Raw genomic sequence first — 26,470 nt, 5'->3', positions numbered from 1 at the left:
CTTTTCATTAACATTTAGGAGAACAAAGTGATTTCAAATTTACTCAATAAATTCGAAGAAGGGTTTTTAAACCTATTGATCTCACTGATGACCTTATTGGTATTTGGCGAAGTTATCGCACGTTTTTTCTTTAATACCGGTTTTCTGTGGATACAAGAACTGACCCTAACCCTGTGTGGATGGTTTGTATTATTTGGCATGTCTTATGGCGTAAAAGTAGGGGCACATATTGGTGTTGATGCTTTTGTCACAACACTTTCGCCAGTACCCAAAAAGCTAGTTGCATTATTAGCCTGTTCATTGTGCGTTATCTATTGTGGTTTATTTCTTAAAGGTAGCTGGGATTATTTGAGCCAAATGTACCAAATTGGACTCCCGATGGAAGATATCGACTTTCCAGCATTCCTGGTTCATCAACTCGATCCTGATTTTGCCTGGGATGTATTAAAAATCGATCTTGAAGATGAGGGTGCGGTACCCGTTTGGATGTCTCAAAGCATTTTAATTATCGGTTTTTTAATGCTGACCTGGCGGTTTGTACAATTATTTATCGCCATATTAACCGGTAAAGCAGATGGATTTAAATTAGCAGATGAAGCGAAAGACAGCATGCATTTAATTGATGAAGCTGCACTAGCAAGTGCGATTAATTCAACAACATCAACAGAAAAAAATAAGGACGTAAAATAATGACTATCGCGACCTTATTTATCACACTCCTTGTGTGCATGTTAATTGGTATGCCTATCGCTATTGCGTTAGGGTTTTCAAGCGTATTGACTATTTTATTGTTTTCAAATGACTCTTTGGCCTCAATTGCATTGAAGCTTTATGAATCAACCTCTGAGCATTACACCTTACTGGCTATTCCCTTCTTCATATTGTCATCAGCTTTTTTGTCTACTGGCGGGGTGGCACGCAGAATTATTGATTTTGCCATGGACAGTGTCGGCCATATTCGCGGTGGTTTAGCAATGGCCTCAGTAATGGCCTGCATGCTATTTGCAGCAGTATCAGGCTCGTCACCTGCCACCGTTGCAGCAATCGGCTCAATTGTCATTATAGGTATGGTTCGCGCTGGTTATCCCGAAAAATTTGCCGCTGGGGTGATTACGACTTCAGGGACATTAGGCATTTTAATTCCACCCTCGATTGTAATGCTAGTTTATGCCGCAGCAACGGAAGTGTCAGCTGCTAGAATGTTTATGGCGGGTTTAATACCTGGTTTGATGATGGGGTGTATTTTAATGCTGGCAATTTATATTGTCGCCAGAATTAAAAATCTCCCATCTCGCCCTTTTCCAGGCGTTAAAGCCTTATCTATATCAAGCGCAAAAGCCATGGGCGGTTTAGCACTGATTATTATCGTGCTGGGTTCGATTTATGGTGGAGTTGCCAGCCCAACTGAAGCTGCGGCTGTAGCCTGTGTTTATGCCTATTTTATTGCGGTATTTGGATATCGTGATATTGGTCCATTGAAAAATGTGGCCTGGCGTAATCAGCAGGAATCTATTGTCGGCGCTGGCGTACGTAATATTCTGCAAATGTTGCTAGCGGTGATTAAAACCCCAACCGATAAAGATATTCGACATGTGGTTCGCGATGGCGCAAAAGTCAGTATTATGTTGTTGTTTATTATTGCCAATGCCATGTTATTTGCCCATGTACTCACCACTGAGCGTATTCCGCATATTATTGCTGAAACAATTGTCGGGTTTGGGTTACCAGCCTGGGGCTTCTTAATCATAGTTAATTTGTTGTTGCTAGCAGCCGGTAACTTTATGGAGCCTTCAGCAATTTTATTAATTATGGCACCCATTTTGTTCCCAATTGCAACGCAGCTAGGTATCGACCCTATTCACTTAGGGATCATCATGGTAGTCAACATGGAGATAGGCATGCTAACGCCGCCGGTGGGGCTCAATCTATTTGTTACCGCAGGGATTACGGGTAAAAGTATGGGCTGGGTGATCCAATCATGCTTGCCTTGGTTGTTGTTGTTGTTGGGGTTTTTAATGCTAATAACCTATGTGCCGCAAATATCACTGTTTCTACCTGAGTATATTGATAAATTGAATGGCTATTAACTTGATTAATTAGCCCAAATAGACCAGCCTTAAGACTCAATATCCGTTGTTAATAACCAGCAACGGATATTTTCTCGTTTATGGTTTTATCGCATTCGTCGTCAGATTAGCCATCTAATTAAGCATTCCTATAAGAGTATTTATGGTTATCACCCGCACACAAATCAAACATAAAATATGGTTAAGTATCGCCCTTATTATAGGGCTTATTCTGACTCTATATATCAGTCAATGGTATTGGCTAGACAAGGGTGTCAATAATATTGCCCAGCAATCAGAAAAACAAATTAATGAGCTCGTGCTATTTATCGATCAACAATTAGCTCAGTTTGAAATTATTCCAGAAGTGATTGCGACAAACCCAATACTGCAAGAAGGTTTATTAGCCCCAAAAAATCCCAAAAAAATGGCTGAGTTAAATGCTTATCTATCAGAATTACAGAAAGTCACAGAATCATCCGATATTTATCTCACAGATTCTTTGGGTATAGCTATTGCCGCCAGTAATTGGGATCAACCTAGACCATTTATCAATCAAGATTATTCATACCGACCCTATTTTATCGCAGCACGCTCTGGACGCGCTGGGCGCTACTATGCTGTAGGGGTATCATCAGACAAACGCGGATTTTATTTCTCTAACCCCGTTTACCACAATGGCCAAGTTCTGGGCGTAATAGTGGTTAAAGTTGATATTGGTGTTATTGAGCAGCAAAGTACTGGCATAGCTATTGCTGGCCAATATGAGTTTATGATTAGTGACCCTGATGACATTGTCTTTTTATCCAGTATTAATCATTGGCGATTTAACTCATTAACCCCTTTATCGCAATCTAAACGATTTGCCCTTAACAATGCCAAACGTTATGCAAACCGTCCAATCAGTGAATTATCTATTTATCCCGACTATAAAGTAAATTCTGCAACTGATTTAAATACCTACAAGATAACTTCCAGTAAGGGGAGTGAAACATTTTTAGAAAAAAAACAGTTAATGCCAAACGCAAATTGGACATTGCACATATTAGCGCCTATGTCCCCTTTATATAAATCGCTACCCGCTATTATGTTGCTGGCGGCCAGCCTATATTTATTAATCGTACTGTTTATTTTGTACACCATTGAGAGACGCAAAAATTTACTGCGTATGCACCATGCTCAGAATCAGCTTGAACAAAGGGTTAAAGCACGTACTCTAGAATTAGAACAAGCCAATACCCAGCTTAAAGACACTCAAGATGAATTAATTCAAGCAGCCAAATTAACGGTTATAGGCAGTTTATCTGCCAGTATTAACCATGAGCTCAATCAACCATTAGCCGCATTAAGAAGTTATGCTCAAAACACCCAAACTTTCCTAGGTCGAAATATGTTCGATGATGCTAAAAATAATCTAAAAATTATGATTGAGCTCACAGACCGTTTAGCTGATATCATCGCACAATTTAAAAGTTTCACCCGCAAATCCCAAGGCAAAGATAATGCCATCGAAATTCAACAGGCCATTGAACAAGCACTGACTATTGTACAACCTGAAATTGATAAGCAAGGCGTACAATTATCTAAATCATTACCTACTGGGAAATGCCAAATTTGGGGTGATACGGTTAGATTACAACAGGTATTAGTTAACATTATCAGCAATGCAATTGTTGCCATGCAGCAAAGCAGTCAAAGACATTTAACCATTAGTGTTAGCAAGATAAGTGACAGCAATACACTCATCATTAGTATTCAAGACACAGGGCCAGGCGTGAGAGAAAGCCAGATGAGTAAAATATTTGAGCCCTATTTCACCACTAATGAACGCCAAGGGTTAGGCTTAGGCCTATCCATTTCTCAGCGTATTATTGAGTCGATGCAAGGTCAAATTACAGTAGAAAATAGCGATAAAGGTGGTGCTATTTTTAGACTTTCCCTACCGATTTATTTACACGAAGGTAACTAAACTTGAGCTCACTAGGTGATATAAACCAACTACAAGTCATTATTGTTGATGATGAGCCTCATATTGGCAGCGTGCTGAGTCAATTATTCAAATTAGAGGGTATCAGTGCCGCATCAACAACGCAGCCAACACAGGTCGCTGAACTCATTCATAATGATTGGCCTGGTGTGGTGTTTTCTGATGTCAATATGCCGCAACTGAATGGATTAAGCCTATTACAGCAATTAATCCACAAAGACCCAGACCTCCCCGTGATACTCATTACTGGTTTCGGCGATATTGCCATGGCAGTTGATGCGGTAAAAAAAGGCGCCTATGACTTTCTTGAAAAACCTTTTAATAATGAACATGTGGTTGATGTTGCCAAGCGCGCGTTAGAAAAACGCCAATTAACCCTCGAAAACCGCAAACTTAAACAAGAATTAGAGTCACACATAGCGCCTGGGCCGCGGATTTTAGGCCACAGCCCTGGCATTATAAAAATGCGCAACATACTCAACCAAGTGATAAATGTACCTGCTGACATCATGATTGAAGGTGAAACCGGCGCAGGAAAAGAGCTAGTAGCACGTTATCTTCACGACCATAGTCTGCGTAGTAAACACAACTTTGTGGCTATTAACTGTGGTGCAATTCCGGAAAGTCTTATTGAAAGTGAGTTATTTGGCGCTCAAGCAGGTGCTTATACGGGTAACGATAAAACCCGTATTGGCAAATTTGAATATGCTAATGGTGGTACATTATTTTTAGATGAAATAGAAAGCACCCCGCTCAGTTTACAAGTCAAATTACTCAGAGTGCTTGAAGATCGTAAGGTTGAACGTTTAGGCTCTAACCAGTCAATTGAACTGGATATTAGAGTCATTGCCGCCACAAAAGTAAACTTGCAGCAATTATGTGAAACCGGTGAGTTCCGTCAAGACTTACTTTATCGTTTAAACTTAGTCACAGTGCCCATTCCAGCCTTAAGAGAGCGCAGAGAAGATATCCCTATTCTGTTCCTACATTTTGCTCGAATCGCTTCTACTCGCTACCACAAAGCGCTTATTGCATTGAATCCTGAGCAGCAAGCAATGCTAACCTCGCATGATTGGCCAGGTAACGTGCGAGAGTTACGTAATTTAGCCGAGCGCTACGTGTTATTAGGCGCAGAAGCCGCTTTTGCCGCAGGTAATATAGACAATCACCCCACTATGCATTCGAATATGTCTTTGCAACAGCGAGTCGACTTTTTTGAACGTTTATTAATAGAAGAATCTTTGAGTTATAACAAAGGCAGCATAAAGCTGACAATGGAACAACTCGAGCTCCCCCGAAAAACGCTTTACGATAAAATGAAAAAATTTGAAATAGATCGTAAGCAATTCACCGATCACTAACAATCTAACCTCTCTTACTTGTAAGTCATTTATCTTAGGCCGGCTTATCTAGCGGCCCTCTACTCAGGAATAATATGGCCAGCGCTAACATAGCTAACAAGGTTAACGAACCTACCACAACCCCTGGCCATTCAGAATGCTGCCAAAATACCATCAAATAAGGCCCACCTAGTGCTGCACCTAAGTAATAGCAGCATAAATACAAAGAAGTCGCTTTTGCCCTGTGATTGGTAGCTCGGATAGCCACAAACGAATTACAACAACTGTGAGTTAAAAAGAATCCGCTCGCGGTAATTAAAAAACCCATAACAATCGCCCATAGGGTATCGACTAAGGTTAATAGGGTGCCTAGTACCATGAGTAAAAAGGCAGCTTTAAATAGTATGATCGACCCAAAGCGGACAATCCACTTAGCCGATAAATATGATGCAAAGGTGCCACTGAGGTAACACAAAAATATCAAGGTGGCGTTAAATCGGCTTAATTCATATGGTTCAGCCATTAAATGTAACTGAATAAAACTAAATTGATTTACCATCATCATAAAAGCCAGGCCGCCGATAATAAATACCAAACTCATTTTACGGTCGGTGATGTGCCCCCAAAAACCTTGTAAATCATGGTGCAACTTTGCCAGTTTCGCTTGCTTGGCCGATAAATGAGTTACCTGTGGTTTAATTTCACGCCGGGGCAATAGAAAAGTGACTATTGCCACCCCAATTAAGGTCACAACAAACACCAACCCCATAGATTGCTGCCAAGATAAATGTTGTGACATTAAGCCACCAAATAAGCGGCCAAAGATCCCCCCAAACTGTTAGCAGTAATATAGATTGCCGCTGCTTTTAACATAAATTCAGCTGCGAGTTGCTCTTTAAAATACGCCATCGCAATCGCGGGCACGGCTGCCAGTAGTCCTCCCTGCAATAGCCTTATCCAAACCAATGAGTCAAAGTCTGTTGCAAAAATGAGTAATAAATTTGAGCAGGCTAATAACCATAAACTGATCACAATCGGCTTTAACCGCCCGACGCGATCTGAAATCATCGCATAAAACAATAATGAAAAAGCCAGGGTGAAACTGGTCACAGATAGCACTAATGTAGAATGCGCACCGGTGACATTAAAGTGTTCAGCAATTAGCGGCAGCATGCCCTGAACAGTATAAAGATTGATATAAATCACCACAGACGCAAGGCAAAGAGCCCAGATTAAACGACTTTGTTTGCTTTGCTCATGTGCTGATGAGTGAATTGACATACTGGGAGATACTGATTGGTGAGTCACACAGGCCACGGATTAATGACAACGGAATAACATTATCGTTCGCCACTATGATTAATCAATGGCGAACACGGTAAAATGTGAACTTGATGGCTTTAAAAGGTCAGTTGTCGCCCTTTACTTAACTTGTCTCATCAACACTTCTGTGGTGAATTTATCATTATTAATTACTTTAAATTTCTCATAGGTTTGAAAAATCACTTTACCCTGATAAGTGATCATCGCTACCACGCCATAATCAATATTCTTATCTATTGTTTCAACAGGAAAAATAAATTTAAACGGCACTGGCGCCCGTGCTATATCAAAGGTTTTTTGCGAAATAATCGAGCCTGGTGTATTAAAATCAATCACCGCGATATTAATTTTACAGCCTTGAGGTAATTTTATTTTCTCTAGATAACCGGCATAGCCATTCACCACAACCGGCTCTTCTGGGGTAACCGTCACACAACCGGTCAACATCAATAATACGCCAACAAGACCCGCTAAAACATATTTACACTTACTCATACCACTCAACCTATTCATCTATTATTGTTGACATTAATACGCCAAACACCCATTACGACTTAGTCATTCTCAACAAACCTTCCTGGGTTGCAGAAGCCACTAGGCGACCTTGCTGATCAAAAAACTGCCCTTTTACAAAGCCACGACCGCCACCAGCATTAGGACTTTCAATACTGTATAAAATCCATTCACCCATATTAAATGGACGATGGAACCACATAGAATGATCAATCGTTGCCATTCGAATACCCGGGGTTAAAAATGACACGCCATGGGGCTGGGCTGCTGTCACTAGAAAGTTAAAGTCAGAAGCGTAAGCAAGTAGGTATTCTTGAATACTATGATCATTAGGGATAATGCCGTTGGCTCTAAGCCACACATAGCGCACTGGCTCACTGGTTGAAGGTGCGAGTGGATTACCGGGATTCACTAAACGCATTTCAATAGGTGAATCGGCCATAAATTTTTCAAGCATCTTTGCTGGCACTTTATCGCGCATCGTCATTGCAAGTTCTTGCTGATTCATCAATCCTTCTGGTCCCGGTACATCAGGCATAGTCGCTTGATGTTCATATCCTTGCTCGACAGTTTGGAATGAACAGGTCATATAAAAAATCGGACGGCCTTTTTGAATCGCTTTCACCCTACGGGCACTAAAGCTACCGCCATCACGCATGATTTCAACATCATAGACAATCGGTTGTTTTTCATCACCTGCGCGTAAAAAATAAGAATGCAAAGAATGCGCATATCGATCTGCACTCACGGTCTGTTTTGCTGCACTCAATGCTTGCCCCATCACCTGACCGCCAAAGACATGGCCAAAACCTAAATCCTGACTTTGACCACGAAATAATCCCAGCTCAATTTGTTCAAGGGACAATAATGATAATAAATCGTTTAAAACCTGACTCATTTAACTCTCTCACAAACCACATAATTATAGATAAGCCTACCTTAAACTCTTCAGTAAGAGCTAGTGACTTTTGATTACCATTTTAAATCAGCACTACTTTATATATTCAAATTCGAAATTAGTGATTTGTCGCAAACAATATCAACAGCAGTCGTTAACAAAATTTGTTAAGCTATTAGGCATTACTAATCTAGTTATTTGATGTTTATGCAACCTTGGATTTTGGCTATTCGCCCAAGAACATTGCCAGCGGCAATCGGCCCCTTACTTATCGGTAATATGTTAGCGCTTCAGCTAGCACAATTTAGTTGGCTCATTGCCTCTATTTCAATGTTATGTGCCGTGTTACTGCAAATATCAGTCAATTTAGCTAATGACTATTTTGACTTTAAAAATGGTATAGATACAGCAGAAAGACTTGGGCCAGTGCGTGTGACTCAAAGCGGCATGATCGCCCCAGATACGGTACGTAACGCAATGATATTGTGTTTATTGGCAGCCTTATTAGTGGGTTCACACCTTATTTTGCACGGTGGTTGGCCAATTGCCATATTAGCAGCAGCGTCAATTTTAGCGGCACTTTGCTACAGTGGCGGCCCTTACCCTCTGGCATCTCATGGATTAGGTGAAGTTGCAGCATTTATCTTTTTTGGCTTAGTTGCTGTTGTCGGTAGCTACTACCTGCAAGCTGGCGAGACCACATTAACGGCTTGGCTATTAGGCTGTGCAATCGGATTTTTTAACGCCGCCATAATGTTAGTCAATAATACCCGTGATATCACAACCGATACCAAAGCGGGCAAAAACACCCTTGCGGTTCGCATTGGTGAAGCGCAAGCAAAAGTATTATACCAAAGCTTGTTATATTTGCCTTTTGGAATAATCATTGCCGGATTTTTATTGGGTGCACTTGAGGGCTGGCCGGTATTATTAGCAGGCGTATCATTAGTCTTAGCCAGAAACTTAAGTAAAGATTTTAGAGATAACTCAGGGGAAGCGTTAAATCCTATTCTGGGTAAAACAGCTAAACTGACGATGATTTTCAGCGCACTTTTCAGCGCGGGCTTAATTATCAATTTCAGCCAAATCTAAGCACTTAAGTTAAGCATAGGTATTTAACTTTCAGCTCCTAAATCTAAAAGCTCAGTGTAAAAATCAAAAAGGCTTCATTAAGAAGCCTTTTTTATTGGATAACACAAACTAAACTTTACACTTTAGTTAAAGTGCGCTCTTTTGCGCTCCAGTCTAAATGGTATTTTTCGCCAGCCGGTTTATCTGTACGTTCAAAAGTATGGGCGCCAAAAAAGTCGCGTTGACCTTGCAATAAGTTAGCAGGCAATGTTTCGCAGCGATAACTATCATAATATGCCACAGCGGAACTAATACACGGTGCAGGAATACCTTGCATCACTGATGCCGCGACTGTTTTGCGCCAGTTTAATTGCTTGGTTGCTAAAGTGCTGCTAAAGCTTTCGGCCATTAACAGATTTGGCAACGCAGGATCTTGCTCATAAGCTTGAGTAATGGACTGTAAAAAAGTCGCTCTAATGATACAACCAGCACGCCAGATTTTGGCTATTTCAGCAAAGTTAAGTGGCCAATTTTGCTCTTTAGCTTCCATCGCCATTAGCTGAAAACCTTGCGCATAACAGCATACTTTGGCGCAATATAACGCATCTTCTAATGCATCGATAAAGGCTGTTTTCTCAACATCTGACAAGGTTATTTTTGCTGGACCAATTAGGGTTTTGCTTAACGACACTCGTAATGTTTTTTGAGTACTTACCGCACGGGCATACACAGCTTCAGCGATTGTTGGCGCTGGACAGCCAATTTGCAAACTACTGACAGCAGTCCACAAACCCGTGCCTTTTTGGCCGGCTTTATCCAAAATCATCTCAACCAGCGGTTTACCCGTTAGCGGATCATCTTGTTGCAATACTTCTGCACTGATTTCCATTAAATAGCTATTTAAACTACCTTGGTTCCAACGCTTGAAAATATCACCAATCTCGTGGGTTGATAAATCTAAACCATCGTGAAGCAATTGATAGGCTTCGCAAATTAACTGCATATCAGCATATTCAATACCATTGTGTACCATTTTAACGTAATGGCCTGAACCTGCAGGGCCAATATAAGTGGTACAAGGTTCGCCTTCAGTAACCGGGTTGCCGGGCTCAAAACGCTCAATAGGCAAACCGGTTTTACTGTCAACTTTAGCCGCTATTGCATTCCAAATTGGCGCAACATATTGCCATGCTGATTCATCACCACTGGGCATTAATGACGGGCCAAAACGTGCGCCCACTTCACCACCAGAAACCGCTGAACTAAAGAATTTAAACTTACCTTTATAATGCGCTTCGCGCTCAACCGTATCAGTCCACAGACTGTTACCGGTATCAATGACAATATCATCACTGGAAATGCCACTTTCAATCAAAGTATTACAAATACCATCAACAATTTTGCCCGCAGGTACGGATAAAACAATTACTTTAGGGGAAATTAATTTTTCGAGCATTTCTGAAAGATTCTTACAAGCTTGCATTCGAGGTGCTAAGCCTTCTTTCCGCTCTTGGTGTTCTTGTTCAAGCGCGCCATTAATTTTGGCCTCATCTAGATCAAAAACAGTCACGTGGTAGCCATTATCAGCTATATTTAACGCAAGATTTTTGCCCATAACACCAAGGCCGATTACGCCGATGTTTGACAATTGAGTGTGGTGAGTCATTAGATTTATATTCCACAAGGTCACAGAGATTTATCGCGATTCGCGAACCCATATGGACAAATATTATAGCGATTTTTGTAACTAAATTACCAGTTAAAACCTAGATTCTATGGGTTACAGTAATCGAAATGTGTTTTTCAATATTTTCGTAAAGCAGTCTTTTTAAGGTTTATTTAATAAAAACGTCAATATTATCAAGTATAAAAATCATTATCTTAGCTAACATTGACGTCTGTATTCATTAAAAAATTTACTTACCTAAGGCTTTAGTTAGTGCATTAGCATAGCCCATTCGCGTTAACGTATTGCGAACAATGTCTAAAGTTTGTGGATCTTCTATGGTAGCGGGCACAGTATATTCTTGGTTATCGGCAATTTTACGCATAGTGGCGCGTAAAATTTTGCCTGAACGAGTCTTAGGCAATTTAGGCACTGCGCTGACTAATCTAAACGATGCCACCGGGCCTATTTCTTGCCTTACTAAGGCTAATAGTTGGCGATGAAGTTCATCATCGGTTAGGTTGACGCCATTTTTAAGCACCACCATACCCAGTGGCACCTGGCCTTTTAATTTATCTTGTACACCAATAACCGCCGCTTCTGCCACCGCAGGATGTTGACACAAAACTTCTTCAAAGCGCCCTGTCGATAAACGATGACCGGCCACATTAATAATGTCGTCGATGCGGCTCATAATATACAGATAACCATCTTCATCAATGTAACCAGCATCACCGGTTAAATAGTATCCGGGATACATAGATAAATAACTGTCCACATAGCGGTCATCATTTTGCCATAAGGTAGTTAATGTCCCTGGCGGTAACGGTTGCTTAATGACCACGTTACCACTTTCATTGGCGGGCACTTGCTCACCCATAGCGTCAAGCACTTCCACTTGATAACCCGGTACCGGTCTTGCGGGAGATCCGGGTTTAATCGCTATAGGCTCTATTCCCATTAAGTTTGACGCTACTGGCCAACCCGTTTCAGTTTGCCACCAATGATCAATCACAGGTTTACCCAGCATGGCTTGGCTCCAGTTTAACGTTTCTGGATCACAACGCTCGCCCGCTAAAAACATTTGTTTTAAACAACTCAGATCAAATGGCTTAATGAGCTCACCTTCGGGATCTTCGCGTTTAATGGCTCGAATAGCCGTTGGGGCGGTAAAAAAACTTTTGACGTTATTGGCGGCAATAATTCGCCAGAATGCCGCGGCATCCGGTGTACCAATGGGTTTTCCTTCATACATAATTGTGGTTGCACCGACTAATAACGGCCCATAAACAATATATGAATGACCAACCACCCAGCCCACATCAGATGCAGCCCAAAACACCTCATCTTGCTCAATATCGTAGATATTCTTCATCGACCAACATAAAGCCACCGCATGACCACCATTATCACGTACAACACCTTTAGGTTTGCCGGTTGTGCCTGAGGTATAAAGCACATATAAAGGATCGGTGGCATTGAGGGATACACAATCTGCATTTGAGGCATTTTGCAGTGCGTACTGCCAGTCAGCATCTCTTGGCTCGGTTAACTCTGCTTGATATTGATGTCTGGCTAAAATAAGGCAGTGGTCAACTTTATGACTGGCTTGGTTAAGTGCATCGTCTAATAATGGCTTATAAGGTACAACGCCTGAGGGCTCTATGCCGCAAGATGCAGACAGCACTAACTTAGGTTTGGCATCATTAATACGAGTCGCCAACTCATTGGCGGCAAAACCACCAAACACCACTGAATGAATTGCACCTATACGGGCACACGCTAACATCGCAAAAGCGGTTTCGGGCACCATGGGCATATAAATCACCACTCTATCGCCCTTTTCAATACCGATAGACTGCATGTAACCCGCTAAACGACTTACTTGTGCTAATAATTCGTTGTAGGTGATAGTGTATTGATTTTGTGTGACCGGACTTATGTAGTTAATTGCCACATTGTTACCCAGTCCATTAGCCACATGACGGTCAACAGCGTTATAGCAAGTATTCATCTTGCCATCGGCAAACCATTGATAAAAAGGTTTATTTGAATCGTCTAAAATGCTCTTAGGCTCTTTGTCCCAAGTAATCATCTTCGCAGCTTCAGCCCAAAAGGTCGTTGGGTCTTCAATTGATTGTGTATGTAATGACTTCCCTACATCAGTCATGTTAGTTCTCCGTTAGCTCTCCCAAGGTTGATTATGAGCAGAATTAAGCCAATATCCCTATTAGACCAAGGGATTAGTATCGATATTTATGAGCGCTGCGACAATTACATCAACAGGATACAGAAACATAAATAAGAATTAATAAAAACTTATTAATTAATAGCTTAAATAAAAAATCCAATCGAAATGGCAAGATGAATTAACAGTTGTAAAATAGATTTTTTACCGCAAACTTTACCTTTACGTAAACTTCATATATCGTGCATCAAAAGAAACCTATTTGGTGAGATGATGAACGCTACAGTCAGCACCCAATCTACATACTCTATCAGTGATTTATCAAAAGAATTTGATATCACCACCCGCAGCATTCGTTTTTACGAAGACCAAGGCTTAATCAAGCCCAAGCGTCGTGGCCAAACACGCATATACACCCTAAAAGATCGCGTCAGACTGAAACTGATTTTACGCGGTAAACGTTTAGGCTTTTCATTGGCTGAAACCCGCCGCCTATTCGAACTTTACGATGCAGATAAATCAAGCACATCACAGCTCAATACCATGCTGGACTTAGTCAATGATAAAAAGGCAGCACTTCAGCAGCAAATGGATGACATTAAAGTGGTGCTGATGGAACTCAATTCTGCCGAGCAGCAATGTAAATCAGCCTTAGAAATCAATAAGGCATCAAAAACATAAAGCGATTTATTTGACTATTATTACAAATATTGTCATTAAAAAATCGAGTGAAATTTTAGTAAAAGTACCAGTAAAAATAGAACCGAATAATCGGTCATTAGCATCATCAATACCATTTAGCTGTTTAACACAGCCTTTAAAAGACAAGTAAATGACGCCAAAACGCAACATAGCGTGGCGTCTCAAATAATAATTCAACAGGACATAAGCCATGAGCGATTTATACAGCAGCCTTAATTTCGGTTTGGGCGAAGATATTGATATGTTGCGCGACGCAGTTCGCAGTTTTGCCAGCAACGAAATTGCCCCCATTGCCGCACAAGTAGACCATGACAATGAGTTCCCTAATCACATGTGGACTCAGCTGGGTGATATGGGCTTGCTCGGCGTCACTGTGCCAGAGGAGTTTGGTGGTGCAAACATGGGTTACTTAGCCCATGTTGTCGCAATGGAAGAAGTTTCCCGCGCATCAGCCTCTATTGGTTTAAGCTATGGCGCGCATTCAAACCTGTGTGTAAATCAAATCAACCGTAATGGTAATGCGGCTCAACGCGCTAAATACCTGCCAAAACTCGTTAGCGGCGAACACATAGGTGCGCTAGCAATGAGTGAGCCTAATGCCGGTTCTGACGTAGTGTCAATGAAGCTCAGTGCCCGTAAAGAAGGCGACCGTTATATTCTTAATGGCAATAAAATGTGGATCACCAACGGTCCAGATGCACACACTTATGTGATTTATGCCAAAACTGATTTAGAAAAAGGCGCCCATGGTATCACCGCCTTTATCGTAGAACGTGGCTCTAAAGGTTTCAGTCAAGCGCAAAAACTGGATAAATTAGGCATGCGTGGCTCAAACACCTGTGAATTAGTGTTTGAAGACTGTGAAGTCCCTGAAGAAAATATTTTAGGCGGACTGAACAATGGCGTAAAAGTACTCATGAGCGGCCTGGATTATGAACGCGTTGTACTGTCCGGCGGCCCACTTGGCATTATGGCAGCGTGTATGGACATCGTGGTGCCTTATATTCACGAGCGCGTCCAGTTTGGTCAATCTATCGGTGAATTCCAGCTTGTCCAGGGCAAAATTGCTGACATGTACACGGGGATGAACGCTGCAAGATCCTATGTTTATAACGTTGCTAAGTCTTGCGACCGTGGCGAAACTACTCGTAAAGATGCTGCTGGCGCGATTCTGTACAGTGCCGAATTAGCCACTAAAATGGCATTAGATGCCATTCAACTGCTTGGTGGCAATGGCTATGTTAACGAATATGCCACAGGCCGTTTATTACGTGATGCCAAACTATATGAAATAGGCGCCGGTACCTCAGAAATTCGCCGTATGCTTATCGGCCGTGAACTGTTTAACGAATCTAAATAATGGTAAATGCGTTAGCCTTATCAACACTTGTTCAAAGTGAATAGGTATGGCTAACACTTTTCCACTTGAGGGGTAAGTTAATCGGCGTAAACGCCCTCCCCCTCAATACCCTATTTGTGCTCAATAAAGGATATTGACATGACGCACCTGAGCAGCAAGATAAATCCTCGTAGTGATGAATTTAAAGCTAAATATGATGATATGGCTTTGTTAGTCGAAGATCTGCAGCAAAAACTGGCAAAAATTGAACAAGGTGGTGGCCCTGTGGCGTGTGAACGCCATCTGTCACGTGGAAAATTATTACCCCGTCACCGAGTTGAAAAACTGCTCGATCCTGGTTCTCCTTTTCTAGAAATCGCCCAATTTGCTGCTTATGAAGTCTATGATGAAGATGTCCCAGCCGCAGGTGTTATTGCCGGTATAGGCCGTGTAAGCGGCGTTGAGTGTATGATCATTGCTAACGACGCCACAGTAAAAGGCGGCACTTACTACCCTATTACAGTGAAAAAGCATTTACGCGCACAGGACATCGCCAAACGCTGTCATTTACCGTGTATTTATCTGGTTGATTCAGGCGGCGCAAACTTGCCACGCCAGGACGAAGTATTTCCAGACCGCGATCATTTCGGGCGTATTTTTTACAATCAAGCACAAATGTCGGCCCTTGGCATTCCGCAAATTGCCGTGGTAATGGGTTTATGTACCGCAGGTGGTGCTTATGTACCTGCAATGGCAGATGAATCGATTATTGTTAAAGATCAAGGCACCATCTTTTTAGCCGGGCCTCCTCTAGTTAAAGCAGCAACTGGCGAAGAAGTATCAGCGGAAGAATTAGGTGGCGCAGAAGTGCATACCAAAATATCCGGTGTTGCCGATCATTTAGCTCAAAACGATGATCATGCATTAGAGCTTGCACGTCGGGCAGTACTGCGCCTAAATCATCAAAAAACGATTTCCAGCATGCTTAGCCCAGTAAAACCGCCTAAGTATGATATTCATGAACTTTACGGCATTGTCGGAACCGATCTTAAAAAGCCATTTGATGTTAAAGAAGTCATTGGTCGTATCGTCGATGATTCAGACTTTGACGAGTTTAAGGCCAATTACGGTGCAACATTGGTCTGTGGCTTTGCCCGCATTCATGGTTACCCTGTTGGTATTGTTGCCAACAATGGCATTTTGTTCTCCGAGTCGGCTCAAAAAGGCGCTCACTTTATTGAGCTATGTTGCCAACGTAAAATTCCATTACTGTTCTTACAGAACATTACCGGGTTTATGGTCGGTAAGAAGTACGAACATGAAGGCATTGCCAAACACGGTGCCAAAATGGTTACCGCTGTATCTTGTGCCAACGTGCCTAAATTTACCGTGATTATTGGCGGCAGTTATGGCGCAGGTAACTATGGCATGTGTGGCCGAGCATTTGAACCCACTATGATGTGGATGTGGCCAAACGCGCGCATTTCAGTCATGGGCGGTGAACAAGCAGCAGGCGTTCTTGCTACAGTTCGTCGTGATGGTTTAGCCCGTAAAGGGGTTGAATGGACCAGCGAAGAAGAACAAGCATTCAGAAAGCCTATTGTTGAGCAATATGACAAAGAAGGTCATCCATACCATGCCAGCGCCCGCCTGTGGGACGATGGTATTATCGACCCAGCGCAAACCCGTGATGTGGTAGGTTTAGCGTTATCAGCGGCATTAAATGCGCCTATTGAAGACACCAAGTTTGGTGTGTTCCGCATGTAATTGCGTTCAATCAATAGGAGCATTAAAAAATGATTAAAAATGATTTTCAACACATCCAATGTCATCTTAACCAAGGCGTGGGTGAGTTAATATTAAATCGCGCAGAAAAGCATAATGCGTTTGATGAAGTGATGATTAATGAAATGATTGTGGCCATCGAACAGTTTGCCGATTCATCTGAATGCCAAATTTTGGTACTGCGTGCCAATGGAAAAAACTTCAGTGCTGGGGCGGATCTTAATTGGATGCGCAAGCAAGCCAAAATGGATTTTGAGCAAAATCTCACTGATGCCCATGAACTTGCCAAACTTATGCATGTGTTGGATAAATTTCCTAAACCGAGTATCGCACTGGTTAATGGCGCAGCCTTTGGTGGCGCATTAGGATTAATTTGTTGCTGCGATATCGCTATTGCCAATCAAGGTGCCAGCTTTTGTTTAAGCGAAGTAAAACTAGGCTTAATTCCTGCGGTTATTAGTCCTTATGTTGTGCGCGCTATGGGTATTCGCCAAGCCAGACGCTATATGTTAACTGCAGAGCGTTTTAGTGCCGACGAAGCCCTTAAACAACAGGTTATTCACGTCATTGATGATGATTTAGATATAGCGGCAGCGCCTTTTATTACCGCCTTTAAAGCGAACAGTCCACAAGGTATGGCATGGGTTAAAACCTTAGTGTCTCGATTAGAAGACGGCGTAATTAATGATGCAACACTGAGCTACACCAGTGAACAGATTGCCCGCATTCGAGTCTCTGATGAAGGCCAAGAAGGCCTAAATGCCTTTTTCGAAAAACGCTCTCCGGCTTGGCAACATGCCGCCGTCCCTCAAGGAGCCAAATAATGATTACTAAATTACTGATTGCCAACCGTGGTGAAATTGCTTGCCGTATTATTAAAACGGCTAAGGCCATGGGTGTACGTACCATAGCCTTATATTCCGATGCCGATAAAGATGCCCTTCATGTCGCTATGGCGGATGAGTCTTATCATTTGGGTGGCAGTGCCCCTGCGGATTCATACTTAAAAGCCGATTTGATTATTGATATTGCCAAACGTTCTGGTGCAGAGGCCATTCACCCAGGTTATGGCTTTTTGTCTGAAAATGCTGAGTTTGCCCGTAAGTGCGAGCAGAACGGTATTGCTTTTGTCGGCCCAGGCAGTGATGCCATTGATGCCATGGGCAGTAAAAGTGCGGCAAAACAGATTATGGGTAAGGCGAATGTGCCATTAGTGCCAGGTTACCATGGTGACGACCAAACCGATGAAAATTTGGTTTATCAAGCCAAACAAGTCGGTTTTCCGTTACTGATAAAAGCGGCATATGGCGGCGGTGGTAAAGGCATGCGCATCGTTGAAAATGACGGTGAGACCTTGGAAGCTATTCGCTCTGCTCGTCGTGAAGCCACCTCATCATTTGGTAATGATAAATTATTAATGGAGCGTTACTTACGTCAGCCACGCCATGTAGAAGTTCAAGTTTTTGCCGACAGTAAAGGCAACGCAATCTATCTATCAGATCGTGATTGCTCTATTCAACGTCGTCACCAAAAAGTGGTTGAAGAAGCGCCAGCGCCAGGTTTGTCAGACGAGCTACGCATTCAAATGGGTGAAGCCGCGGTTGCCGCTGCCAAAGCCATTGATTATGTTGGCGCAGGTACGGTTGAGTTTCTACTTGATACCGACAACAGCTTCTATTTCATGGAAATGAATACTCGTCTGCAAGTAGAACATCCAGTGACAGAAATGGTTACCGGCCAGGACTTAGTTAAATGGCAGCTTTTAGTCGCCAGTGGTGGAGAGCTGCCATTAAAACAAGATGAAGTGCGCATTCATGGTCACTCATTTGAAGTGCGTATTTACGCAGAAGACCCACAAAATGAATTTTTGCCTGCTAGCGGTAAACTAAACTTTTTACGTGAACCAGAGCAAAATCGCCATGTGCGTATTGACTCGGGCATACGTGAAAACGATGTGATCAGTAACTTTTATGATCCAATGATCGCCAAATTGATTGTCTGGGACGAAACTCGTCCACGTGCGTTGCATCGCTTAGTCAATGCTCTAGAGTCTTATCAAATCAGTGGGTTAAAACATAATATTGAGTTTTTAGCCAATATAGCTGAACACCCTGCGTTTGCCAAAGCTGATTTTTGCACTGACTTTATCGAACGCTATGGCAATACTTTAATTGGCGATGCGAGCAGTGAATCTGATACTGCGATTGCACTCGCCGGTTTATATCAAGTGTTGTTACGCCAGCAACAAGCAAAAGTGAATGCCGTTAATAGCAACGACCCCTATTCACCCTGGGGGCAAGTAAGCGGCTTTAGATTAAACAGTGCTAGCATTCATCATGTTGCCCTACTTGATGAAAAACATGAACTACAAAACTTACTGATGACAGACTTAGGCTGCGCTTTGCACTTAGGCCTAAATGGCCAGGCGCTAAAACTAGCCGGTCAAATTAAAGATGATGTGTTGTTTGCCGAAATTAATGGTCATAAAAGTAAAGTGCCTGTCAGTTGTGATGGCGACAACTTTACCTTATTTCTCCCTAGCGGCAGTTACCACTTTACCGCAGTGCTTGCACAAGTTGCCGATGAAACCATTAACAGCGCAGATAAGTTAAAAGCGCCAATGAACGGCACAGTGGTGACTCATCTTGTTGAAGTGGGCGCAACAGTTAAAGCGGGACAAGGCTTATTAGTGATGGAAGCCATGAAAATGGAGTACACTATAGAAGCCCCATTTGATGGCGTAGTCACCGAGTTTTACTTCCAAAGCGGTGAACTAGTAAGCGATGGCGTACAGCTGTTACATGTCGAAGAATCTGTCAAACAAGCGACTACGGAAACCGAAAAGGAAGCTAAAACATGATGCCATCTAAAGTGAGCATTTTTGAAGTTGGCGCCCGTGACGGTTTACAAAATGAAGTACCCGTGCCCACTACCGCTAAACTGCAACTTATTGCTGACTTAGCCGCAGCGGGCCTAACTCGCATTGAAGCGGGCAGCTTTGTGTCACCTAAATGGGTACCACAAATGGCTGACTCTGGTGACATATTTAGCCAAATGCCAAGGGTAAAAGGTGTCACTTATAGCGCCTTAACCCCAAATCTGAAAGGTTTTGAGCTAGCGTTAGCCTCTGGCGTCGATGAGGTGGCAATATTTGGCGCCGCTTCAGAGAGCTTCAGCCAGAAAAATATTAACTGCTCAATTGATGAGTCAATTGAGCGCTTTATGCCATTGATGCAACAAGCAAAACAGCACAATATTGCTGTGCGTGGTTATGTCTCTTGCGTACTTGGTTGCCCCTATGAAGGTCACATCGATGTCAATGAAGTTGCCCGTGTGTCTGAAATTCTTTACAAAATGGGCTGTTATGAGATTTCACTGGGTGACACCATAGGTATTGGCACACCATCAAATGCCCGTAAAATGGTAGAAGCGGTGGCGAGTGTCGTACCTGTAAACAAGCTTGCACTGCACTTTCACGACACCTACGGACAAGCATTGGCTAATATTTTAGCCTGCTTAGACATGGGGGTTACCAGTTTTGATGCATCTGTCGCGGGGTTGGGCGGATGTCCTTATGCTAAGGGCGCCTCAGGAAACTTAGCGACTGAAGACTTAGTTTACATGCTTCATGGTATGGGGATTGAGACAGGTATCGACCTAAACATGCTTGCTATAGCGGGTAATAATATCAGCCAAATTATTGGCCGTAAAAGTGCCTCAAAAGTCGCTAATGCATTAGCCTAATTTAGATGGGCAACGAACTTATTTTAAGCTGCTGACTCAAATAATACTCAGCATCTATTAAACATAATAACGAGAAAAGGACAGCACAATGGCAGGTTTCAATAAAGTCGTTCACAGCTATGACGAAGCGCTAGCTGGGCTGACAGATAACATGACCTTAATGGTTGGCGGGTTTGGTTTGTGTGGTATTCCTGAAGGCTTAATTAACCATATGGTTAAATTAGGCGTGACGGGGTTAACCGCTATTTCAAACAATGCTGGGGTAGATGATTTCGGTTTAGGTTTGTTACTCAAACAACGCCAAATTGCCACCATGATAGCGTCTTACGTCGGCGAAAATGCCACCTTTGAACAACAAATGCTGTCGGGTGAATTGAACGTCATTTTAACCCCACAAGGTACTTTGGCCGAAAAGATTCGCGCCGGTGGTGCTGGTATTCCTGCTTTTTTCACCGCAACAGGTTACGGCACACCCATTGCAGACGGTAAAGAAACCCGCGAAATCAAAGGCCGACATTATGTGTTAGAAGAATCACTTACCGCAGACTTTGCGTTAGTACGTGCCTGGAAAGCAGACACTATGGGTAATTTAGTATTCCGTAAAACGGCTGCTAACTTTAACCCTATGATGGCCACTGCAGGTAAAATTACCGTGGTTGAAGCTGAAGAAATTGTTCAGCCAGGCGAGCTTGACCCTAACCATATTCATACCCCAGGGATTTATGTTGATCGCGTGATCAAAGCCAGCTTTGAAAAACGCATTGAGCAACGTACCGTCACCCAAGCAACTGCTAAATAAAGGAGAGCAAGCACATGGCTTTAACCAGAGAACAACTTGCTCAACGTGTAGCAAAAGAAATGCAAGACGGCTTTTACGTCAACCTAGGTATTGGTATTCCTACCCTAGTGGCTAACTATATTCCACAGGGCATGCAGGTAATGCTGCAATCTGAAAATGGTTTATTAGGCATGGGACCATTTCCAACCGAAGACGCTATCGATGCTGATTTAATCAACGCCGGTAAACAAACCGTGACCGCTGTTGATGGTGCATCATTTTTCTCATCAGCAGAGAGCTTTGCCATGATCCGCGGTGGGCATGTCGATTTAACGGTACTGGGTGCATTTGAAGTTGATGTCAATGGCTCCATCGCCTCTTGGATGATCCCAGGTAAGCTCATTAAAGGCATGGGCGGCGCAATGGATTTAGTGGCTGGCGCTGAAAATATCATCGTCACCATGATGCATGCAGACAAACACGGTAACTCTAAGTTATTGCCTTTATGTGAGCTACCGTTAACGGGTTACGGCTGTATTAAGCGTGTAATGACCGACTTAGCCTTTATCGAAATCAAAGACGGCGCATTCTACTTACTTGAGCGTGCACCTGGTGTATCGGTAAAAGAGATTATCGCTAAAACGGCAGGTAAATTAGTTGTGCCTGAGCATGTGCCTGAAATGGTGTTTTAGTCTATAAGATAAATACTGAACAAACTTAAAAGCGCACTTACAGAGAAGTGTGCTTTTTTATTAGCAACACTAATGAAATCAATCTTTAGAGCATCAAATCGATATGAATTTAGTTTTACCAAGCCTCGAATATCTGCAAAGCTATCATGGTTACATCAACGAATTGGGCAATGAAGAGCGCTATCCTTTCGTATTAGATTTTGATTATCAAGATTTCACCGCCTATTTGATTAAAATCAAACATTTCTCAGAAGGCATAAACCTGCCCTGCGGCTATGTTCCTAGTAGTACATTCTGGCTAATTCATCACAATGAAATAGTGGGTGTGACTAATTTGCGTCATCATCTAAACCCTCAAATTAAGCATTGTGGTGGCCATATTGGTTTAAGTATTCGGCCATCTAAAAGAGGCGCAGGTTTAGGTATTCTGTTAATGAAACTCTCTATTGAAAAGCTCCATTCAATGGGCAACAGTGAACTACACATTCATTGTTATGAATCCAATTTAGCCTCCGAACGGGCAATTATCTGCAATGGTGGGGTTTTCGACTCTGCTATAAAAACTGATTCACACATAGTTAAAAGATATATTATTAACCTTGTTTAAAGTCAGACTAATATCAATCCCTTACTTTGACGAGCTTAATTTAATATCATTACATAATCCTATCAGCAGTGTTATAGAATGGTTTTAATCGCTTACAAACCGCCTAAAATGGCTATTCCCCTCTATTTATCCAGTCGCGACACAACTCGATTTCGTCCTGATTTTTTAGCAGCATAAAGTGCAATATCACTTTGCTTTAACCATTCCTCTAACGAATCATTAATACGCAATTCAGCCACCCCTATGCTGCAGGACACATTCACAGGTACACCGTCAAAGTCGGTTTGGTTAACCGCTTGCTTTAGCCTTTGAGCCATCTCCAATGCTTTTTGCAAATCACAATCTTCATATTGAACTAAAAACTCTTCTCCACCAAAACGAAACAGCTTAGCCTCGGCGGGAAGTAAATGCTTTATCACCTCACTGAACTGCGTCAGTAGCTTATCGCCCACTAAATGGCCGTAGGTGTCATTAACCGTTTTAAAATGATCGATATCGATTAATAACAGACTCGTATCCGTTCCTGTATGCTTAAACGATTCAATACTGCTACTTAAACTGGTGGCTAAATTTTTTCTATTTAATGCGCCGGTTAACTCGTCTGTGGTAGCCAAATAAATAAGCGCAGCCTTTTGTTTTGCAATGATGTAAGCAAATATCGCCGCAAAAATAATGCAATCGAACATTGCCACCCCAAAGCGCCATACAAGGGAGTAAGTTTCAATATTAAGCGCTGCGATCAAACAGATTAATACGTAAAAACTACTGATTGAAGAGGCGTTTTTGAAATTAAAGATAAAGAAAAAAATAAAGATTGTTGGAAAAACATAGATTAACGATTTATAGCCTAAAGAATAACAAGATATCGCTATTGTGATACACACTAATATTAAGGTAATTTGTTTGTGTAATATATTCCCACGGTGCTTGATTTCAAGTCCCAACGAAATCGAAATCGGTACCAAGGCTAACGAAAAAAGGGTAAATAAAAACAAATCATCATGGGTCAAACGATACAAAGCATAGATAAAAAATGTCAACAAAGCGGCCAAGTGAAAGGCTATTGAAGCGTTCCTTGGTAATCTTTTCGAATCTTGAAGTGCAGTCATATACTTCATAAAGCATCCTTTATAATTTTTATTGGAGGATTTATGCAACGCAATCTAGAGAACGCTAAAGTAACTAGTGTACAAAGCGAATTAATTTTTAGAGTATAGACTAAAATACTTGCTTCACGGCAACCGAAAAGCAACCATAGAAAATCAACAGAGCATACAAATATCAGAGTAAAAAATTAGAAGTGGTTTTGAATTCGGTAATCTGTAGCAGTAATTGGAATTACACTAAATCGATTTTTAAGGTAAGTTGTAATGGTCAAGTAATCTAAATTGAAAATATGATTGCTATCACAAGGGTAAATGCAGCCAACATTTCCTATTTTGACTGCATTTATTGTATGAACCATGACTACAGCTCTTTTGCTGTATTATCGCTAACACTAGTCACCTGTGGCGTTATACTTTGTCTATTTTGTGTAAAGGTAATTAACCGCTCCGTCAGCAAGTTCATGCTATATCCCAGTACAGCACCAATAACTAATGGGGGCACTATTGCAGCGATATCAGCGTTCATCGCAAAAGTAATACAGCACCCAATAAATGCACCGGGGATAAAGGCAAGACGTTTATGACTGGCTTGTAAACACATCAGGCTGGTGACAATTCCCGTTAGTGCGTAACTGATAATGGGTGAGCCAAAAGAAGTGCTGCCGACGATAATCAGCCACCCCCAGAAAACACCTGACAAGTTAGTACTCATTGCCATTAACATGCCTTTAAAGCCGCTTTCAGTTTGAGCAAAGAAGGTGCTGCAACCTAAAAAACCAATCCAAGTCACTAGCTGGAATACATCTGCAACTCCTGCCCATAAAGCGGCTAATAAGCCCGCTGAAAGTGCAATTTGCCAACGATACTGCATAATTCACTCCAACTAAATTGTTTTAATAACAGAAATAACTATTCCTAAAAATATCACAATAACAATCGATTTCAATATTTAATAGTGATGTGAAAAAGAAGATACAAAATCTATGAACAACATCAAATATCTCGCATATTTGTGAACATAAAATCCCTTATGGCAGGCAACCTCTAAATTTTCTAGTAAGAATTAAGTGACCAAAGATTATCGCCAAAATAAATTTACTCAAAAAAACTATTCAAGCAAGGGTTGTAATACGTGATGTACCTCAAGCTTTACCGATAAAATAAGCTTAATCAATAAATGCAGCTCTTTTCATGCGTGGGGCGACAGTTTCTCTTTATCAGTTAATTTAATCTAACGGTATGAACAGGGTTGATTGTTTTCAGGAATGGGGATTAGCACTATTTTATTACATCTAAAGATTAAGGGCTCACCATGAAAAATTCTTTCTCATCCTTAAGATTGAATCTAGCAACAACCAGCCTTGATTGGGTTATGGAACACACGATAAAGCATTCATTAAGCCTTAAAAATGCTGTCACTCTTGATGAGTTACAGCCACATAATGTGCCTCAGTCCCCAATTGAAACCCTTTATATCCATATTCCTTTTTGCCATACCCTTTGTCGTTTTTGTTCGTTCCATAAAGTCAAATTTAACGAACATATTGCCAGGGAGTATTTTCAAGCTCTAAGGCAAGAAATACGCGCAGTACTCACCCAAGGTTATCGCTTTAACCGGGTTTATATTGGCGGTGGCACGACGACTATTTTAGAAGATGAACTGATTAACACTATCGAGATGATAAAATCATTAACCTCGGTACGTGAAGTATCATGTGAGAGCGACCCAATCTATTTTAAAGAGGGCAATCCACACTTACTAAAAGGGCTAGTCGACCGCATGTCTATTGGCATACAAAGCTTTGATGATAAGATATTAAAAGCCAGCGGACGATTTGAAAAATTTGGCAGTGGTTTACAACAAGCTGAGTATGTCAGCCGAGCCATTGAGGTTATTCCAACGGTTAATGTAGACATGATGTATGGCTTTAACATACAAACACCTGAAACCATTGCCAACGATTTAGCGCAAACTATTCGCTTACATCCAGATCAAATTACCACTTATCCACTAACAATCGGTATTGGTAAAAATAGTAAAAAGGCGGCTTGCCTAGCGGGTCAAGCCAAGGAATTATGGCCACAGTTTTTAGCTGTCAAAAAAGCAATGTCTGAGCACTATGTTATGGAGTTTCCTTGGACTTTTAGCCGAAACTATGGCAAACCGGTAAAAAATAAATATGTATTAGATGGTGAAGACTGTTTTGGCGTAGGATCGGGAGCATTTGGTCGTTTTGGTGAACAGTTTCGCATTTCAAGCTTTGATATTCCCGATTATATCAATCGTATCAATGCGGGTCATACTGGCACTTGCTATACCAAACCATTAGAGAAAAAAGCACTGTTACAACATCATTTAATGATGATGATGGGACATGGCGTGTTAGATAATAAGCTATTAAAAAACCATACTGGCTATAGTTTATGGCAAGCTTTCCCTATAGAAATGACTTACCTGCTATCTGCTGGTGCGCTTATTAAACAAGGAGACCAATACCATACAAACACACAGGGCCAATTTATTGCTTTGAAAATGTTCTCAGGTTTTTTAGCTGGAATGGATTACCTGCGCGAACAAGCAAGGGAATTCCCCTTATCAATGCAGAATTCACCAAGCTCATATCGCGGCTAGTTATAATGAGTCATGCCATTAGGTGTCGTATTA

Annotated in this window: 21 protein-coding genes and 1 pseudogene; 15 read left to right on the top strand and 7 right to left on the bottom strand. The window is 41.8% G+C overall.

The genetic code is table 11. The features are described 5' to 3' along the window. Positions 1-27: 27 nt before the first annotated feature. The 4 genes from ACRWP9_RS08990 to ACRWP9_RS08975 all read left to right on the top strand — a co-directional run bounded on the left by ACRWP9_RS08990 (position 28) and on the right by ACRWP9_RS08975 (position 5,414). Positions 28-690 carry a TRAP transporter small permease gene (locus tag ACRWP9_RS08990; protein WP_434928809.1) on the top strand — a complete coding sequence of 221 codons (663 nt, stop codon included), beginning with the start codon at positions 28-30 and terminating at the stop codon, positions 688-690. Then, positions 690-2,087 (top strand): TRAP transporter large permease, encoded by a 1,398-nt coding sequence (locus ACRWP9_RS08985; RefSeq protein WP_434928808.1) that lies wholly within the window; start codon positions 690-692, stop codon positions 2,085-2,087. The genes ACRWP9_RS08990 and ACRWP9_RS08985 overlap by 1 nt, the downstream gene beginning before the upstream one ends. A gap of 142 nt (positions 2,088-2,229) precedes the next feature. Beyond that, entirely contained in the window at positions 2,230-4,035 is a 1,806-nt protein-coding gene (locus ACRWP9_RS08980; RefSeq protein WP_434928807.1) for a sensor histidine kinase, read from the top strand. A gap of 2 nt (positions 4,036-4,037) precedes the next feature. Further along, the gene (locus tag ACRWP9_RS08975) at positions 4,038-5,414 is read left to right on the top strand and encodes a sigma-54-dependent transcriptional regulator (protein WP_226410369.1); all 1,377 of its coding nucleotides are present in this window, start codon (positions 4,038-4,040) and stop codon (positions 5,412-5,414) included. A 34-nt stretch (positions 5,415-5,448) separates the two neighbouring features. On the opposite strand, the pseudogene ACRWP9_RS08970 reads toward ACRWP9_RS08975, so the two are convergent. The 3 genes and pseudogenes from ACRWP9_RS08970 to tesB all read right to left on the bottom strand — a co-directional run bounded on the left by ACRWP9_RS08970 (position 5,449) and on the right by tesB (position 8,127). Then, positions 5,449-6,674, bottom strand: a pseudogene (locus ACRWP9_RS08970) (MFS transporter). Positions 6,675-6,815: 141 nt separating this feature from the next. Continuing rightward, positions 6,816-7,211: a YbaY family lipoprotein gene (locus ACRWP9_RS08965; RefSeq protein ID WP_434928806.1), complete on the bottom strand. Its 396-nt coding sequence runs from the start codon at positions 7,209-7,211 to the stop codon at positions 6,816-6,818. 52 nt (positions 7,212-7,263) lie between these two features. Further along, positions 7,264-8,127, bottom strand: a complete 864-nt coding sequence (gene tesB / locus ACRWP9_RS08960; protein ID WP_434928805.1) for an acyl-CoA thioesterase II — start codon at positions 8,125-8,127, stop codon at positions 7,264-7,266. A 207-nt stretch (positions 8,128-8,334) separates the two neighbouring features. On the opposite strand from tesB, the gene ACRWP9_RS08955 reads away from it, so the two are divergent. Beyond that, positions 8,335-9,219: a 1,4-dihydroxy-2-naphthoate polyprenyltransferase gene (locus tag ACRWP9_RS08955; protein ID WP_434928804.1), complete on the top strand. Its 885-nt coding sequence runs from the start codon at positions 8,335-8,337 to the stop codon at positions 9,217-9,219. Positions 9,220-9,334: 115 nt separating this feature from the next. Here the strand turns inward: ACRWP9_RS08955 and gndA are convergent, their stop codons facing one another. Further along, on the bottom strand, positions 9,335-10,864 hold the full coding sequence (gene gndA, locus ACRWP9_RS08950; protein ID WP_434928803.1) for an NADP-dependent phosphogluconate dehydrogenase: 1,530 nt from the start codon (positions 10,862-10,864) through the stop codon (positions 9,335-9,337). A gap of 250 nt (positions 10,865-11,114) precedes the next feature. After that, positions 11,115-13,034, bottom strand: a complete 1,920-nt coding sequence (locus tag ACRWP9_RS08945) for a propionyl-CoA synthetase (protein WP_434928802.1) — start codon at positions 13,032-13,034, stop codon at positions 11,115-11,117. 291 nt (positions 13,035-13,325) lie between these two features. Here ACRWP9_RS08945 and ACRWP9_RS08940 point away from each other — a divergent pair, with 291 nt between their 5' ends. From ACRWP9_RS08940 to ACRWP9_RS08900, 9 genes are all read left to right on the top strand, one after another. Then, positions 13,326-13,733, top strand: coding sequence for a MerR family transcriptional regulator (locus ACRWP9_RS08940; protein ID WP_434928801.1), 408 nt, complete (start codon positions 13,326-13,328; stop codon positions 13,731-13,733). A 211-nt stretch (positions 13,734-13,944) separates the two neighbouring features. Beyond that, positions 13,945-15,114 carry an isovaleryl-CoA dehydrogenase gene (locus ACRWP9_RS08935; protein ID WP_434928800.1) on the top strand — a complete coding sequence of 390 codons (1,170 nt, stop codon included), beginning with the start codon at positions 13,945-13,947 and terminating at the stop codon, positions 15,112-15,114. A 138-nt stretch (positions 15,115-15,252) separates the two neighbouring features. Further along, positions 15,253-16,860: a carboxyl transferase domain-containing protein gene (locus ACRWP9_RS08930; protein WP_434928799.1), complete on the top strand. Its 1,608-nt coding sequence runs from the start codon at positions 15,253-15,255 to the stop codon at positions 16,858-16,860. Between the two features lie 29 nt (positions 16,861-16,889). Then, positions 16,890-17,702 (top strand): enoyl-CoA hydratase-related protein, encoded by an 813-nt coding sequence (locus tag ACRWP9_RS08925; RefSeq protein ID WP_434928798.1) that lies wholly within the window; start codon positions 16,890-16,892, stop codon positions 17,700-17,702. After that, positions 17,702-19,738, top strand: a complete 2,037-nt coding sequence (locus ACRWP9_RS08920) for an acetyl/propionyl/methylcrotonyl-CoA carboxylase subunit alpha (RefSeq protein WP_434928797.1) — start codon at positions 17,702-17,704, stop codon at positions 19,736-19,738. The genes ACRWP9_RS08925 and ACRWP9_RS08920 overlap by 1 nt, the downstream gene beginning before the upstream one ends. Next, positions 19,735-20,622 carry a hydroxymethylglutaryl-CoA lyase gene (locus ACRWP9_RS08915; protein ID WP_434928796.1) on the top strand — a complete coding sequence of 296 codons (888 nt, stop codon included), beginning with the start codon at positions 19,735-19,737 and terminating at the stop codon, positions 20,620-20,622. The genes ACRWP9_RS08920 and ACRWP9_RS08915 overlap by 4 nt, the downstream gene beginning before the upstream one ends. An 88-nt stretch (positions 20,623-20,710) precedes the next feature. Then, the gene (locus ACRWP9_RS08910) at positions 20,711-21,421 is read left to right on the top strand and encodes a CoA transferase subunit A (protein ID WP_226410381.1); all 711 of its coding nucleotides are present in this window, start codon (positions 20,711-20,713) and stop codon (positions 21,419-21,421) included. A 14-nt stretch (positions 21,422-21,435) separates the two neighbouring features. Continuing rightward, entirely contained in the window at positions 21,436-22,092 is a 657-nt protein-coding gene (locus tag ACRWP9_RS08905) for a 3-oxoacid CoA-transferase subunit B (protein WP_226410382.1), read from the top strand. Positions 22,093-22,195: 103 nt separating this feature from the next. Then, positions 22,196-22,699, top strand: coding sequence for a GNAT family N-acetyltransferase (locus ACRWP9_RS08900; protein ID WP_434928795.1), 504 nt, complete (start codon positions 22,196-22,198; stop codon positions 22,697-22,699). Between the two features lie 122 nt (positions 22,700-22,821). On the opposite strand, the gene ACRWP9_RS08895 is transcribed toward ACRWP9_RS08900, so the two are convergent. Then, on the bottom strand, positions 22,822-23,817 hold the full coding sequence (locus tag ACRWP9_RS08895) for a GGDEF domain-containing protein (protein WP_434928794.1): 996 nt from the start codon (positions 23,815-23,817) through the stop codon (positions 22,822-22,824). 349 nt (positions 23,818-24,166) lie between these two features. Continuing rightward, the gene (locus tag ACRWP9_RS08890; RefSeq protein ID WP_434928793.1) at positions 24,167-24,676 is read right to left on the bottom strand and encodes a DUF1097 domain-containing protein; all 510 of its coding nucleotides are present in this window, start codon (positions 24,674-24,676) and stop codon (positions 24,167-24,169) included. Between the two features lie 441 nt (positions 24,677-25,117). Here ACRWP9_RS08890 and ACRWP9_RS08885 point away from each other — a divergent pair, with 441 nt between their 5' ends. Continuing rightward, the gene (locus ACRWP9_RS08885; protein WP_434928792.1) at positions 25,118-26,437 is read left to right on the top strand and encodes a coproporphyrinogen III oxidase family protein; all 1,320 of its coding nucleotides are present in this window, start codon (positions 25,118-25,120) and stop codon (positions 26,435-26,437) included. Positions 26,438-26,470 lie beyond the last annotated feature (33 nt).

This window comes from Shewanella sp. HL-SH2, assembly GCF_051164935.1.
Classification (GTDB): domain Bacteria; phylum Pseudomonadota; class Gammaproteobacteria; order Enterobacterales; family Shewanellaceae; genus Shewanella; species Shewanella glacialimarina.
This window is presented reverse-complemented; position numbering and strand designations above follow the sequence as displayed.

Excerpts from the sequence above, each read along its gene's own strand:
- ACRWP9_RS08985 (WP_434928808.1), top strand. The coding sequence starts at position 690 with ATGACTATCGCGACCTTATTTATCACACTCCTTGTGTGCATGTTAATT.
- ACRWP9_RS08980 (WP_434928807.1), top strand. The coding sequence starts at position 2,230 with ATGGTTATCACCCGCACACAAATCAAACATAAAATATGGTTAAGTATC.
- ACRWP9_RS08965 (WP_434928806.1), bottom strand. The coding sequence starts at position 7,211 with ATGAGTAAGTGTAAATATGTTTTAGCGGGTCTTGTTGGCGTATTATTG.
- tesB (WP_434928805.1), bottom strand. The coding sequence starts at position 8,127 with ATGAGTCAGGTTTTAAACGATTTATTATCATTATTGTCCCTTGAACAA.
- ACRWP9_RS08955 (WP_434928804.1), top strand. The coding sequence starts at position 8,335 with ATGCAACCTTGGATTTTGGCTATTCGCCCAAGAACATTGCCAGCGGCA.
- gndA (WP_434928803.1), bottom strand. The coding sequence starts at position 10,864 with ATGACTCACCACACTCAATTGTCAAACATCGGCGTAATCGGCCTTGGT.
- ACRWP9_RS08945 (WP_434928802.1), bottom strand. The coding sequence starts at position 13,034 with ATGACTGATGTAGGGAAGTCATTACATACACAATCAATTGAAGACCCA.
- ACRWP9_RS08940 (WP_434928801.1), top strand. The coding sequence starts at position 13,326 with ATGAACGCTACAGTCAGCACCCAATCTACATACTCTATCAGTGATTTA.
- ACRWP9_RS08935 (WP_434928800.1), top strand. The coding sequence starts at position 13,945 with ATGAGCGATTTATACAGCAGCCTTAATTTCGGTTTGGGCGAAGATATT.
- ACRWP9_RS08930 (WP_434928799.1), top strand. The coding sequence starts at position 15,253 with ATGACGCACCTGAGCAGCAAGATAAATCCTCGTAGTGATGAATTTAAA.
- ACRWP9_RS08925 (WP_434928798.1), top strand. The coding sequence starts at position 16,890 with ATGATTAAAAATGATTTTCAACACATCCAATGTCATCTTAACCAAGGC.
- ACRWP9_RS08920 (WP_434928797.1), top strand. The coding sequence starts at position 17,702 with ATGATTACTAAATTACTGATTGCCAACCGTGGTGAAATTGCTTGCCGT.
- ACRWP9_RS08915 (WP_434928796.1), top strand. The coding sequence starts at position 19,735 with ATGATGCCATCTAAAGTGAGCATTTTTGAAGTTGGCGCCCGTGACGGT.
- ACRWP9_RS08910 (WP_226410381.1), top strand. The coding sequence starts at position 20,711 with ATGGCAGGTTTCAATAAAGTCGTTCACAGCTATGACGAAGCGCTAGCT.
- ACRWP9_RS08905 (WP_226410382.1), top strand. The coding sequence starts at position 21,436 with ATGGCTTTAACCAGAGAACAACTTGCTCAACGTGTAGCAAAAGAAATG.
- ACRWP9_RS08900 (WP_434928795.1), top strand. The coding sequence starts at position 22,196 with ATGAATTTAGTTTTACCAAGCCTCGAATATCTGCAAAGCTATCATGGT.
- ACRWP9_RS08895 (WP_434928794.1), bottom strand. The coding sequence starts at position 23,817 with ATGAAGTATATGACTGCACTTCAAGATTCGAAAAGATTACCAAGGAAC.
- ACRWP9_RS08890 (WP_434928793.1), bottom strand. The coding sequence starts at position 24,676 with ATGCAGTATCGTTGGCAAATTGCACTTTCAGCGGGCTTATTAGCCGCT.
- ACRWP9_RS08885 (WP_434928792.1), top strand. The coding sequence starts at position 25,118 with ATGAAAAATTCTTTCTCATCCTTAAGATTGAATCTAGCAACAACCAGC.